12 protein-coding genes are annotated in these 13132 nt (G+C 57.0%); 11 read left to right on the forward strand and 1 reads right to left on the reverse strand.

The genetic code is table 11. From position 1 onward, the window contains the following. Window positions 1-925, reverse strand: a 925-nt coding sequence (locus Q1A44_RS20720) for a LysR substrate-binding domain-containing protein (protein WP_299629103.1), incomplete at its 3' end; no start/stop codon positions are given. 119 nt (window positions 926-1044) lie between these two features. Here Q1A44_RS20720 and Q1A44_RS20725 point away from each other — a divergent pair. The 11 genes from Q1A44_RS20725 (at window position 1045) to Q1A44_RS20775 (ending at window position 12388) form a co-directional block, all read left to right on the forward strand. Then, window positions 1045-1749: a pirin-like bicupin family protein gene (locus tag Q1A44_RS20725; RefSeq protein ID WP_299629105.1), complete on the forward strand. Its 705-nt coding sequence runs from the start codon at window positions 1045-1047 to the stop codon at window positions 1747-1749. Further along, window positions 1746-1991, forward strand: coding sequence for a DUF1427 family protein (locus Q1A44_RS20730; RefSeq protein WP_299629108.1), 246 nt, complete (start codon window positions 1746-1748; stop codon window positions 1989-1991). The genes Q1A44_RS20725 and Q1A44_RS20730 overlap by 4 nt, the downstream gene beginning before the upstream one ends. Before the next feature lie 26 nt (window positions 1992-2017). After that, a complete protein-coding gene (locus tag Q1A44_RS20735) occupies window positions 2018-2710 on the forward strand; it encodes a hydrolase (protein ID WP_299629110.1) in 693 nt (230 codons plus the stop codon). Between the two features lie 92 nt (window positions 2711-2802). Beyond that, entirely contained in the window at window positions 2803-4662 is a 1860-nt protein-coding gene (locus Q1A44_RS20740; protein WP_299629112.1) for an amidohydrolase, read from the forward strand. Between the two features lie 15 nt (window positions 4663-4677). Beyond that, complete coding sequence (locus tag Q1A44_RS20745) at window positions 4678-4977, forward strand: GNAT family N-acetyltransferase (protein ID WP_299629115.1); 300 nt, start codon at window positions 4678-4680, stop codon at window positions 4975-4977. A gap of 16 nt (window positions 4978-4993) precedes the next feature. Beyond that, a complete protein-coding gene (locus tag Q1A44_RS20750) occupies window positions 4994-6043 on the forward strand; it encodes a porin (protein WP_299629117.1) in 1050 nt (349 codons plus the stop codon). 76 nt (window positions 6044-6119) lie between these two features. Beyond that, window positions 6120-6572 carry a (2Fe-2S)-binding protein gene (locus Q1A44_RS20755; RefSeq protein WP_299629119.1) on the forward strand — a complete coding sequence of 151 codons (453 nt, stop codon included), beginning with the start codon at window positions 6120-6122 and terminating at the stop codon, window positions 6570-6572. Window position 6573: 1 nt separating this feature from the next. Next, complete coding sequence (locus Q1A44_RS20760; RefSeq protein ID WP_299629121.1) at window positions 6574-8772, forward strand: molybdopterin cofactor-binding domain-containing protein; 2199 nt, start codon at window positions 6574-6576, stop codon at window positions 8770-8772. Between the two features lie 97 nt (window positions 8773-8869). Beyond that, window positions 8870-10486: an MFS transporter gene (locus tag Q1A44_RS20765; RefSeq protein ID WP_299629123.1), complete on the forward strand. Its 1617-nt coding sequence runs from the start codon at window positions 8870-8872 to the stop codon at window positions 10484-10486. Between the two features lie 286 nt (window positions 10487-10772). Continuing rightward, window positions 10773-11369 carry a DUF6088 family protein gene (locus tag Q1A44_RS20770; RefSeq protein WP_299629125.1) on the forward strand — a complete coding sequence of 199 codons (597 nt, stop codon included), beginning with the start codon at window positions 10773-10775 and terminating at the stop codon, window positions 11367-11369. Window positions 11370-11371: 2 nt separating this feature from the next. Then, a complete protein-coding gene (locus Q1A44_RS20775) occupies window positions 11372-12388 on the forward strand; it encodes a nucleotidyl transferase AbiEii/AbiGii toxin family protein (RefSeq protein ID WP_299629127.1) in 1017 nt (338 codons plus the stop codon). Window positions 12389-13132 lie beyond the last annotated feature (744 nt).

Here is a 13132-nt window from a genome sequence, read left to right on the forward strand (position 1 = left end):
GCAAGGCATTGATTGTCGAAAGCAGCGCCGCTTCTTCCTTTATCCAACCAAGGAAGGCCCGCACGCCCGGGTCGCTTCTTTTTTCCTGTCGACACATCGCATAGATGCTGACGTCGGTCTGCAAGATCGGGCCAAACGGACAGGACAATTGTCCGGCTGACAGGGCGGTGTAAACCAGCGATGAGCGACCGAGCAGCAAGCCATCGCCGGAAATCGCCATATCCACCAGAAAATCGGCACCGCTGTTGGCGAAACGCACACGCTCTGACGGCATTGCGCAAGTCAAACCGGCTTTCTTGAACCAATCGCTCCAATCAGGGGTGCCGTTGAACTTTGCCAGACTCATATCACGCAGCAGCGGGGTCTGAGCGGCGTCGCCCGGCGCAACCAGATTGTGCCGCTTAATGAAATCGGGGCTCGCCACAGGCAACAGCAACTCTCGGTGCAAAAGCACGTGATGCAGATGGGGTGGCGGTGCATTCGTCGTTCGGATCACGACGTCCGGTCCGTCAATTTCCATCGGGTTCAGGCCAATCTGCGTATCGATATCAATATCAATGCTCGGAAAACGATCAGAAAACGTGTTGATACGGGGGAGCAAAAACTTTGCGACGATGGATGGGTTGGTGTTTATGCAAAGCCGTGTGTCCGCCTGTGCGGTGATCGCGCCCAGCGTTTCCTGAATACTTCGAAAGCTTTCTGATACGCTCTTGCTTAGCGTCTCGCCGCTTTGCGTGAGCGTGACAGATCGTGCCTTGCGATGAAACAAGGCAGTGCCCAGAATTTCCTCAAGTGCCCGAATTTGCTGGCTGATTGCCCCCGGCGTAACTGCCAATTCATCCGCTGCCTGCTTGAAGGACAACAACCTTGCGGCTGCCTCGAAAGCAACAAGTGCTTTGGGTGAGGGAAGACGGGTACGCGCCATTTAAGCATCTTGATAGTTTAGCTCACCTATCTCTTTAGAAGAGAACTTATCGTTTGTCGATGAGGGAGTTGAGATCATCTCCAAACCCAACAGACACGCTCTGCTTGGAACGGATCAGAATGATCAAACTGCATGAAAAGGCGACCCGAGGCCGGACGAAGACGGGCTGGTTGAACAGCTTTCACACGTTTTCCTTTGGGTCGTTCAATGATCCTACAAGAATGGGTTTCGGAAACCTGCGCGTCCTGAATGAAGATACGATTGCGCCGGGGTCCGGTTTTGCACCTCACGACCATCGCGACATGGACATCCTGACCATCGTGTTGAGCGGAGCGCTGGAACATAAGGATGATCAGGGCAACCAATCCCGTATCGGCGTTGGTGAAATCCAATTGATGTCAGCGGGCACTGGCGTGCGCCATTCCGAGTTCAATGCGTCCCCTGCGCATTCGGCCCGGTTCTTGCAGATATGGCTAATCCCTGACGTATTCGGCGGTCAGCCGACCTATGCCCAGGCGTCCATTCCCTTGGGACAGCGAACCGTCCTCGCAGCGACTCAGGGCGGGCTTGTTCCGCTTCGGTCAGGCAGTTCCGTCACGCATTTGCGGTTTGAAGATGGCGATGTGCTCGCAATCCCAAGCGACCCCGGCACGCTGAAGTTCCTGCACTTGGTGGACGGGATGGCCCGTGCAGAAGGCGAAACGCTCAGTGCCGGTGATGCCCTTCAGATCCCAGCCGCCGAAGGCATCGAGATGTCGTGGACCTCAAAAGGCGCGGCACTGCTTTTTGAAATGCCTCTTACAAGAAAGGAACCCCAGGCATGAGTTGGACACCCTACCTGTTGTCTTTGGCTGCCGGAATTGGCGTTGGCGTCATCTATGGCCTGATCGCCGTCCGCAGCCCCGCACCACCCATCATCGCCTTGATTGGCCTGCTTGGAATGCTGGCCGGAGAGGCCACTGTCCAGTGGTTCCGCGGCCATTCCGATGTCGTTGCCCACGCACTGCATCTCAAGTCCTTCGCTGTGACTGAGGCCGAGACACACACCTCTGACAAATCATCCTGAGCGACATAAACAAGGAGACTATCAACATGTCGAAAACAGAAGTTCTCACACCGGGAAACAGCCAGTTGATCATCATTGATCACCAGCCGCAGATGGCTTTTGGCGTTCAGTCGATGGACCGACAGTCACTGAAGAACAACGTTGTTGGCCTGACCAAAGCCGCCAAAATCTTCGATGTTCCTACAACAATCACGACTGTCGAGACCAAGGCGTTCTCGGGCCATACGTATCCGGAGATACTGGATGTCTTCCCCGACGCACCTCTACTGGAACGTTCGTCGATGAATTCCTGGGATGACCAGAAAGTACGCGATGCGCTGGCTCAGAACGCGGCGGACGGACGCAAGAAAGTTGTGGTGGCCGGGCTTTGGACCGAGGTGTGCAACACGACATTTGCGCTCTCCTGCATGAACGACACGGACTATGAGATTTACATGGTCGCTGATGCTTCGGGCGGTACTTCGAAAGAGGCGCATGACTATTCGATGGATCGAATGGTGCAAGCGGGTGTCGTGCCTATGACCTGGCAACAGGTTCTGCTGGAATGGCAACGCGACTGGGCGCACCGCGATACGTACGACGCCGTCATGGCCTTGGTCAAAGACCATTCCGGCGCATACGGCATGGGTGTCGACTACGCCTATACCATGGTCCACGACGCTCCGTCGCGCAGCGCCCATACGGGCCAAACCCTCGATCCAGTGCCTGCCAAAGGCTGATTGCGCGCGCGCTAAGCAACGGCTTCCCCGTCACTTCCCGATCCCAAAACCGGGGAAGCCAAATCACGCTGAACAAACCACCCGAGGCTCGAATGACCGACACCATCCTCTTTAACGGTAAAATCACCACGTTGGATCCCAACACCCCGGACGCGACGGCCATCGCAATTGCAGATGGCAAAGTCCTGCGGGCCGGATCCGATCGCGAAATCCAGATGCTGAAAGACAGCGATACTCAGGTGATCGACCTTGGCGGTCGCCGTGTCATTCCGGGCCTGAATGACAGCCACACGCACCTGATCCGCGGCGGGCTGAGCTTTAACATGGAGCTGCGTTGGGAAAACGTGCCGTCGGTTTCGGATGCACTTGCGATGCTGCGCAAGCAGGCTGCTGTGACGCCTGCGCCGCAATGGGTTCGTGTCGTAGGTGGCTGGAGCGAATTCCAGTTCGCCGAGCGTCGGATGCCGACGCTTGACGAAATCAATGACGCGGCACCCGATACGCCGGTCTTCATACTGCATCTTTACGGGTCGGCCCTGCTGAACCGCGCCGCGCTGAAAGCAATCGGCATGACCAGGGAAACGCCGAACCCTCCGGGCGGCGTCATCGAACGGGACGCCAAAGGCAATCCGACGGGTATGTTGGTGGCCAAACCGTCCGCCTTGATCCTCTATTCGACCCTGTCGCAAGGCCCCAAACTACCGCCCGAAGATCAGATCAATTCGACACGCCATTTCATGCGCGAGCTGAACCGGCTTGGCGTAACTTCGGTGATTGACGCTGGCGGCGGCGGCCAGAATTACCCGGATGATTACGACGTCGTGTCCAAGCTGAATGAGGATGGCCACCTGACTGTCCGCATCGCCTACAACCTCTTTGCCCAGAAAGCGGGTTCAGAACTCAGCGATTATGAAAAATGGGTCGAGATCACTGAACCAGGCGCAGGTGACGCAATGCTGCGGATGAACGGGGCCGGTGAAAACCTGACCTGGTCAGCGGCCGATTTCGAAAATTTCCTGGAACCGCGTCCTGATCTCGCACCGGTCATGGAAGCAGAACTGGAAAAGATAGTGGAGCTGCTGGCGGACCGCGAATGGCCGTTCCGCATCCACGCCACTTATGACGAGACAATTGATCGGTTCCTGAACGTGTTCGAGCGTGTGAATGGCCGCACGCCGTTCAAGACCCGCTTCATCATCGACCACGCAGAAACGATCAGCCAGAAAAACATTGACCGGATCAAGGCGCTGGGGGGCGGGATTGCCACGCAGCACCGCATGGCATTTCAAGGCGAATACTTTGCCGATCGCTACGGCGCAGATGCCGCTAAAGCCACGCCACCGCTGCGCGACATGCTGAAAACCGGCCTGCCCGTGGGGGGCGGGACCGATGCGACCCGCGTGGCCAGCTATGACCCATGGGTGGCGATATACTGGCTAACCACCGGCAAGACGATGGGTGGTCTACAGCTTTATGGCGATGACAACCTCCTGACCCGCGAAGAGGCGGTATCAATCTGGACGACGGGATCAGCCTGGTTCTCAGGCGAGGCCGATGTAAAAGGCACCTTGGCCAGTGGCATGTATGCCGATCTTGCCGTCTTGTCGGACGATCTGATGAGCGTCACCGAAGATAAAATCCGCGGGATTACCTCGGTTCTGACCATGGTGGATGGCAAGGTAGTCCATGGCGCGGGCGACTATGCCGACCTTTCGCCACCACTTCCCCCGGCCAGCCCGGATTGGGGCAGTACCGCGACCTTTGCGACACCGGCCATGCGTGACGTGCCGCAGGCCCCTGCTCCGATGCAGATGCGGGCCTGTGCAGATGGCTGTGCCTCTGGATGCGGCATGCATGGTCACAACCACCAGATCGCCTGGGCCAACCCAGTTCCCGTGCGCGACAAGACGGCCTTCTGGGGCGCTTTGGGCTGTTCCTGTTTCATGGCTTGATTGGAGGCACATGTGGTGACCGACCTCACGATACGATACGTCGAAAGCGATACCAAAGGCCGATATTCATCGGAGATCGAGGGCGTACCGGGCGAAGCCGAGCTTACCATTTCCAAAGCCACACCGCAGCTGATCATCGCCGACCACACCTTTGTGCCAGAGACCTTGCGGGGCAAGGGTTCGGCCATGGCGCTGATCCAGCGTCTGATCGCGGATGCGCGGGAGAAGAAACAGCGCATTGTGCCTTTGTGCCCGTTCGTTCGGGCATATTCCGAGAAACACAAAGACGAGTTGAGCGATGTCATTCAGTGGTAACCTGATGGGCATCGCCATGTCTGCCCTGGTTGCGATGCCCGCCTGCGCGCAGAGCGTAGGACAGTGGGATACCTACGGGCAGATCAATCTTGGAGCCTTATCAGTCGCCGATGGAGCATCAACCGATGCCTTCTTGGGTGAGAACAGCAATGTACCCGGCCGGATCGGGGTTTGGTTCAGAACGCCCGTTGATGCCGGTGCGCAGCTCAGTTTTAACCTTGAAGCCGGGTTCGGGATGACCGGGTCCAGCGGTTTTTCCAAGCATGACAAAAGTCTGGATGTTGAAATTTCGCGACGAGCGCTCCGGAAATTCGAAATGATTGTCGATATGCCCGCCGCCGGTCGTTTGTCACTTGGACAAGGTAGCATGGCCTCTGACGGATCTGCTGGCGCAGATCTGTCAGGCACGGGCCTCGCGCATCAGGTGGCCGTGGCTGACACCGGGGGCGGCACCGCGCTCTTGCGGACCAATGGGACGCCTTCGGGCACGACGATTGATGACGCTTTTTCGGCTCTGGACGGACTGCGGCGGTTTCGGGTTCGATATGACAGCCCGATATTGAACGGGTTCCAGGCCAGTGCGGCCTACGGCCAGGAAGTGCTGCGCCGCGGAAACGACAACGACTACTACGACGTTGCTTTCAGCTATTCCGGTGATACCGAGCCTTTCACTGCAGAAGCAAAACTCACTTACGAGTGGGTCGGCTCGATTGAGGAAAACCTCGTGTTCTCAGCGGCTGTTCTGCACAAACCAACGGGGCTTAACGCCGCATTTGCCACAGGTCGTGAACAGATAGGACCGGGGCGATATGCTTATCTCAAACTGGGCATTATCCGCGACATTTTTGCGGTCGGATCTACCGCCGTTTCGGTTGATTATTATGATGGTCGCAATATCGCCTTTGTTGGTTCCGCCTCCAAGGCAATGTCCATCGGCGTAGTGCAGAAAATCGATCCGTGGAACATGGACCTTTTCCTGGCTCACCGGACCTTTGCCTTGGCCGGAGACGCCGAAAACTTTCAAGACATCGACGCAACCCTTTTGGGCGCAAGGTGGCGTTTCTGATGCGAAATCCATCGGCGTTGGCGCCGCCTGAACTGCCTTTTCCGACCTGAAACCTGCCGAACGAGAGGAACCGAACATGACAAAATTCACGTTGAATGGCCAACCCGTAGAAGTGGACAACCCGCCCGAAGAACTGCTGCTGCTTGTCATTCGCGACGGGATCGGCCTGAAGGGCACCAAATATGGCTGCGGCGCTGCCATGTGCGGCGCATGCACCGTCCACGTGGATGGCGAGGCAAGTTTCGCCTGCCAGCTGTCTGTTGGGGATGTGGAAGGCGCGGACATCACCACAATCGAAGGGTTGTCCGAAGACGGGAGCCACCCGCTTCAGAAAGCCTGGGTGGCGGAACAGGTGCCGCAGTGCGGCTATTGCCAATCGGGGCAGATCATGCGGGCTGCGGCGCTGCTGTCGGAAAATCCCAAACCGTCGCGCGAAGAAATCGTCGACTACATGAGCGCTAATCTGTGCCGCTGCGGCACCTACAACCGGATTTTCAAGGCGGTCGAACGGGCCGCGCAGGAGGTGTGACATGACCCCCCAAAAGACACATGCAAAACTTTCCCGCCGTGGGTTCTTGAAGGCATCAGTCGGGCTGTCCTTTATGGTGGGTGCGGGTGGGCTCATTGCCATTGAAACGCAAGCCGCCGGTTCACCTGCTCTGGATGTGAACCCCTGGATGACGATCCGCGCCGATGGCACGATCTCCATCATTTTTCCATCAACCGAGATGGGGCAAAGCAGCTATTCCACCCTCCCCCAGATCCTGGCCGAAGAATTGGATGCAGACTGGGGCGACGTCATCATCGAACAGCTGAACGAAGATGACCGCACCTTTGGCAACCCGGCGTTTGGCGGTGTCCTTTATACCGCCGGCAGCACCGGTGTTGAGGGATATTTCGACCCTATGCGCAAGGCGGGCGCACAGGCGCGCGATGTACTGTTGCAGATTGCGGCGCGCGAGATGGGTGTTGATAAGGAAACGCTGATCACCGAACCCAGCGCCGTGGTGGCGCCCGATGGCACCCGCATCAGCTATGGCGCTTTGGCCACCGCGGGCACCGACGGCGTTCAAATTCCCAAGGCCGACGATGTACCATTGAAATCCTTCGACGCCTTTCGGATCATCGGCCACGACATCCCGCGTCGTGATGTTCCGGGTAAAAGTACCGGCAAGGCCGTCTATGCAATTGACGTGACCCTGCCTGGCATGGCCTTTGCCTGCATCCAGCGCGCGCCGGTCGAAGGCGAAAGCCCCGTTTCGGTGAACGACGCCGAAGTGCGCGCGATGCCCGGTGTGCTCGACGTTGTTCTCTTGCCCGATGCGGTTGCGGTAGTTGCGGAAACCTATTGGACCGCGCTGATAGCGCGCGGCACGCTGGACATCACATGGTCGGAAACGTCGCCGTTTCGAGCCTACAGCAGCGAAAACACAATGAACCTGTATGCCAGAGAGGCGGAAAGCCCGTCGCAGACCCCAGCGGTTTGGGCCGAAAACGGTGACGCGTTGGCCGCGATTTCCCAAGCCGATACAAACCTGACGCACGCCTATCTTTCAGATTATGCCTATCACGCCCAGATTGAGCCGATGGCCGCCGTTGCCCATGTGGATGCCGACGGCAAAGGGGCCGAGGTTTGGGCAGGAACGCAGACCCAATCCTGGACGACGAACACGGTCATGGAGGTGCTGGATACAACCCAGGATCGGGTCAGGCTGAACATGATGACGATGGGCGGTGGTTTTGGGCGGCGCACCGCTTTTGTGCAGGATTATGTCCGTGATGCGCTGTTGTGTTCAAAGTCGGTGGGCAAGCCCGTCAAGGTGATCTGGACCCGAGAGGATGACGTTAAGAACGGCGTATTCCGGCCGCTGGCCGTGCAACGGATGTCTGGCGGAGTGTCTTCTGATGGTAAGCTGACGGGTTTTCATCATCGGGTCGCCACGCCAACTGTCATCGGGTTCTTCAATCCGGGGCGCTGGAATGCAGTAAAGCCAAATGATGTGATCTCGATGCGTGGGGCAGAAAGCAAGTTTTACGCGATCCCTGACTTTTTGGCCGATCACGTGATCACACAACGGCAGGCCCGGCTGTCACCCTATCGGGGCATTGGTGCCGCCTATACTGGTTTCGCCGCCGAAGCCTTTATGGACGAGCTGGCCGAGGCGGCTGGCCGCGACCCTCTGGATTTTCGGCTGGACCTGGTCGAGGGCAATCCACGCGGACGTCATCTGTTGGAAAAAGTAGCCGAGATGTCCGGCTGGCGTAATCGCGGTGATCGAGCCATGGGCCTTGCCTTTGCGGGATACCATTCGTCGATGGCCGCTGGCGTTGTTGAAATCAACCTGGATCAGGATAGCGGTGAAATCGCGCTGGAGAATATGTGGATCGCTGCTGATGCAGGGTTGATCGTGTCGCCAGACAACGCCCACAACCAGATCGAGGGGGCGGCTGTATTCGGAATTTCCTGCGCCCTGTCCGAACGGATCGATATCGAGGCGGGTGAGGTCATGCAGAACAACTTCTGGGACTATGACATTACTCGCGCGTATCAGGTGCCGCCAATTGAAATCTACATGGCGCAGGTGAACGAACATCCCACAGGCGTTGGCGAGTTGGGCCTGCCCTTTGTGCCTCCGGCAATTGCCAACGCGTTCCATGCCGTCACAGGCAAAAGGTTGCGGCACATGCCCTTTACCCGGGATCGCGTCCTTGACGCATTGAACAGCTGAACACAGCGACTGCGTTAACGATGGCCGATTGGCTGCGACCGCCCTGTGCGTCGCGGCCAGTCTTTGAACTTCGATCAACCCAAGAGAGTTACGGAACATGCCACATACATCTGAAAATCCCGCGGCAACGTCGTCTGCCCCAGGCGCTTTTTCACCGTTCGGGCATGTGGCTTTTGCCCTGCTCTGGACTGCGACGCTGATTTCGAATGTGGGCACCTGGATGCACGACGTCGGCGCGGGCTGGTTGATGACCACGCTCAATTCCAGCCCTGCGGTGGTAACACTTGTTCAGGCGGCGACAACTTTGCCCGTCTTCCTCTTTGCACTTTTTGCGGGGACTTTGGCGGACAGATTGGACAAGCGGCGCATGCTGATCACGATCAATGTCATTGTGACTGGCGTCGCTGTCTTGCTGACCGTGATGGTGTGGCAAGAAGTGATGACGCCCGTCCTGCTGATCCTGTTCACATTTGCAATGGGGACGGGTGCCGCGTTCATGGCGCCAGCCTGGCAGGCGGTTGTCCCGCAACTGGTACCCCGCGAAAAACTGAAACCTGCCATTGCGCTGAATTCGATGGGGATCAACATCAGCCGCGCCATCGGCCCCGCACTTGCAGGCGTTCTGATCGCCAGCGTCGGCTTGGCAGCGCCCTTTGCCCTCAATGCCGCCAGCCACGTTGTGATCATCCTGGCGCTCGTTCTGTGGAAACCGCCGGTCGCCAAGAAAAAGAGCTATCACGGCCCGATCCTCAGCGACATGGCAACCGGCTTGCGACATGTGCGATACAATGATGCGCTGAAGGAAACGGCGTATCGGTCAATGGCGTTTTTCATCTTTGCGTCTGCCTATTGGTCCTTGCTGCCTTTGATCGCGCGGCAAGCCGAAGGGGGCGGTTCCGAACTCTACGGCATCTTGATGGCGCTGATCGGGACCGGAGCAGTGACAGGCGCGCTGCTCCTACCTCGCTTTGGAAAGACAATATCGTCGGACATGACTGTTCGCCTGGGAACGGTAGGCACCATGATTGCGCTGTGTGCGATGGCAATCTCGGCTACACCGCCCGCTTTGATGATCGCGGCATTCCTGGGTGGATTTTCCTGGATAGCGGTTTTGACTTCGTTCAACGTATCGGCCCAGATGGCACTGCCCGATTGGGTGCGCGCGCGCGGGCTGGCCGTCTTTCTGATGGTGTTCTTCGGTTCGATGGCGTTGGGGTCCATCATTTGGGGACAGGTGGCCAACGCGTCATCAGTCCAGGTTGCGTTGTTGATTGCGACGGCAGGCCTGGGCCTTGGTATTGTCGTCACCCGAAAGTTCAAGGTGGGCAAAGGTGAAACGTCAAACCTGACCCCAGCATCGGTTTGGCCGGAAGCGCCAAGCCTGAGCACCAGTCAGGCCACACATCAAAAGGCTATGGTGACGATCGAATACCAAGTCGCGGAACAGCACCGCGACGCATTCCTGGCCAAGCTTCATGCATTTGCCAAGGAAAGGTTTCGCGATGGCGCGACGCGCTGGTTCGTTCACGAAAGCGTTGAAGCCCCAGGGACGTGGTTGGAAACCTTTCATCTGCCAAGTTGGTCCGAGCACCTTGAGCAGCATGAACGCGTGACCAAGGATGACGCCGATTTGCAGGCTGAATTGCGTACCTTTGATATGCGCGCATCCGGTCCAGTCGTGCGTCACTTTGTGTCGGCGGAACCCGGCGAATAATTACATAATACAGATTACCCACGCCACAAATTGAGAACGAGACCTGTATAGGGCTGTGGGACATCCCTGCCCTACAAAGGAATGGTGTCAAGCAAACTGCATTGCAAATCCTTGGCGCCCATTTCGGCAGTCTGTCGATGGGCAGCATCAAGGCCGGGCTTTAAGGAGGTTTCCGTCCGTTTCAGCGGTGACCCGGTCAGTGCATCCACCATAAAAGACCCACGGTAATACCTGCAACATTGACTATCAGAAAAACATACCATATTTTCTGACAAGGAGATAGGGTATGATCACGTCCAAGATTAAGCAACGCATTGCGGGTAAAGGTCGAGGCGCTATATTTGCGCCGTCAGACTTCCTGGATATCGGAACACGCGCAAGCGTGGATCAGGCCCTGTCGCGATTGGCGGATCAGGGCGTGATCCGGCGTTTGATGCGTGGGCTTTATGACTATCCCAAGCAAAGTGCACGTTTCGGACCACTGACGCCATCCGCGGACGACATTGCGCGGGCTGTTGCGCGAAAGGACAATCAGGTTCTGCAACCCTCCCCTGCCATGGCCGCCAATCAGTTGGGTTTGTCCACCCAAGTGCCATCCAATCCCACCTATATGACAGACGGTCCTACGCGCACAAAACAGATCGGGCAGCAGGTTATCCAGTTTCGGAACGCGTCGCCAAAAACACTGGTTGGGGCGGGTCAGATGGCTGGCACGGTTTTTCAGGCGCTGCGTTATGTCGGCAAGGACAGCGTGGACGATCAGGTGATCGACAAGATCGCTCGGGCACTTGATGCAAAGGATCGCGCGCAACTCGTCAAACAAAGCAAGCATATCCCGGCGTGGATGCATCCCGTCATCCGACAAATTGCGGCGCACGCCTGAGAATGGATCTGTTCGCTAACGACACACCGGAAAACCGTGACGAAGCCTTTCAGCAAGCCGCCGCTCAGTTGGGGTTTGCCAAGGCAATTGTGGAAAAAGACTTTTGGGTGTGCTGGTCGCTGCAACGTTTGTTCGCCCTGCCCTCTTTTGGCAGTCACATGATTTTCAAGGGCGGCACGTCGCTGTCCAAGGCCTACAACGTCATCAACCGCTTCTCCGAAGATGTTGATCTGTCGCTGGACCGCGCGCACCTTGGCTTTGGCGAAGATCGCGACCCTGAGAATCCAGCCCTCAGTGGCGGCAAACGCAAGTCCCTGCTGCATGAGCTTCAGGAGGAAGCCGTGAGAACCGTGGCGGGGTCTCTGCTTGACGAGGTCAATGCCGCTTTCTCTGCAAATCTGGAACAGCCCTACTCACTCGTCATTGACCCCGACGATCCGCAGACGTTGCTGTTTGCCTACCCCTCGATGGACAAAAACTACTCCAGTTACATCAAACCCATCATTCGTTTCGAATTTGGGGCTAGGGGCGCACAACTCCCGGCAGAGCAACGACGGGTCCATACCTATGTCCAGCAAGCCTTCCCCACCCTCGCAGGATTAAACCATGTCGACGTCCGAACGCTTGGGGTCGCCCGCACGTTCTGGGAGAAGGCCACGATCCTTCACATGCTCTACCATCAGGACACGGCCAAACCGCTTGGTGACAGGATGTCCCGCCACTATTACGACATGGCGCAACTGATCGCGCATGATGCCAAGGACCAGGCATTGAGCAACCTCGATCTGTTGGGCGAGGTCGGGCACCACAAATCTGTATTCTTCAAAGCGGCATGGGCACGGTACGAAGACGCCAAGCCAGGCTCTTTGCGACTTGCTCCGAACGCCAAGCTTGAGGCAATGCTGCGGCGTGATTACTTTGGCATGCGGGAAATGATCATCGGCGACGCGCCCCATTTCGACGACGTGTTGAGCGGGATTGCGGCGCTGGAGGCTGAGATCAACGGGCAACTGACTTAGCTTTGTCTGCTAGTCGCGCATCCCCCCTGCCCTCTTATCTGGAATTCAATCGGTAATAATGTTTGGTCATGTCGAGCGCGCAAGAGCGTTTGTTCTTGTCGCCGACCACCGTTGAAGGCTAGGCCATTGTTCAAACAAGACCCGTATACGAACTTAAGTTTCCCGGATTTCCCCTCTCAGATGTGAGGCCCCCTGCCCTTCTATCCAAATCTCGATGTCTGTCTTCCAGCAGACTGATAAGTTGGATTGAAAACGATCGAAGTACAGGTCGCATGTCTTCTCAGCTGATTTTTTGTATGTTCTTTGTGAGGCGCCTAGATTCTTCGTGTTTCCAAAATGGCCGCTGAGAAGCGTTTTGCGGCGCTGACCACTACAACCTCAATGATTTAGCTTAACGGGCTGCAAGGCCCCTCTGCGCCGCTCGTAGCCGCATTCCGTCACAGGACACTTGCCCGCTTGACACGGGCTCAGGCTTTTCTTCCCGGATTCCTCACAATTGCAGTATCATCTTTGAGGTATTGAATATGTTTTATGGCAAATGCATTATCTGCTATCCTACATCGGCAACCCTCAGCATGCGAAAATCATATAAACTCAGGACTGCGCCCTGCCCGAGCGCCTCTCGGCTCCCTGCCATCTCATAAATCCAAAATTTCATATCGTTTTTCATAAATCCCTTCTCAGTTATGCATTATGCCTTATGGCAAATACATCATCCCCTATCTGTCATGCTTGCTGACAAAT

The sequence above is a fragment of the uncultured Tateyamaria sp. genome (assembly GCF_947503705.1).
Taxonomy (GTDB): domain Bacteria; phylum Pseudomonadota; class Alphaproteobacteria; order Rhodobacterales; family Rhodobacteraceae; genus Tateyamaria.

What these genes read in the sequence shown, in the direction of transcription:
- Q1A44_RS20725 (WP_299629105.1), top strand. Translation starts at nt 1,045, where the DNA reads ATGATCAAACTGCATGAAAAGGCGACCCGAGGCCGGACGAAGACGGGC.
- Q1A44_RS20730 (WP_299629108.1), top strand. Translation starts at nt 1,746, where the DNA reads ATGAGTTGGACACCCTACCTGTTGTCTTTGGCTGCCGGAATTGGCGTT.
- Q1A44_RS20735 (WP_299629110.1), top strand. Translation starts at nt 2,018, where the DNA reads ATGTCGAAAACAGAAGTTCTCACACCGGGAAACAGCCAGTTGATCATC.
- Q1A44_RS20740 (WP_299629112.1), top strand. Translation starts at nt 2,803, where the DNA reads ATGACCGACACCATCCTCTTTAACGGTAAAATCACCACGTTGGATCCC.
- Q1A44_RS20750 (WP_299629117.1), top strand. Translation starts at nt 4,994, where the DNA reads ATGTCTGCCCTGGTTGCGATGCCCGCCTGCGCGCAGAGCGTAGGACAG.
- Q1A44_RS20755 (WP_299629119.1), top strand. Translation starts at nt 6,120, where the DNA reads ATGACAAAATTCACGTTGAATGGCCAACCCGTAGAAGTGGACAACCCG.
- Q1A44_RS20760 (WP_299629121.1), top strand. Translation starts at nt 6,574, where the DNA reads ATGACCCCCCAAAAGACACATGCAAAACTTTCCCGCCGTGGGTTCTTG.
- Q1A44_RS20765 (WP_299629123.1), top strand. Translation starts at nt 8,870, where the DNA reads ATGCCACATACATCTGAAAATCCCGCGGCAACGTCGTCTGCCCCAGGC.
- Q1A44_RS20770 (WP_299629125.1), top strand. Translation starts at nt 10,773, where the DNA reads ATGATCACGTCCAAGATTAAGCAACGCATTGCGGGTAAAGGTCGAGGC.
- Q1A44_RS20775 (WP_299629127.1), top strand. Translation starts at nt 11,372, where the DNA reads ATGGATCTGTTCGCTAACGACACACCGGAAAACCGTGACGAAGCCTTT.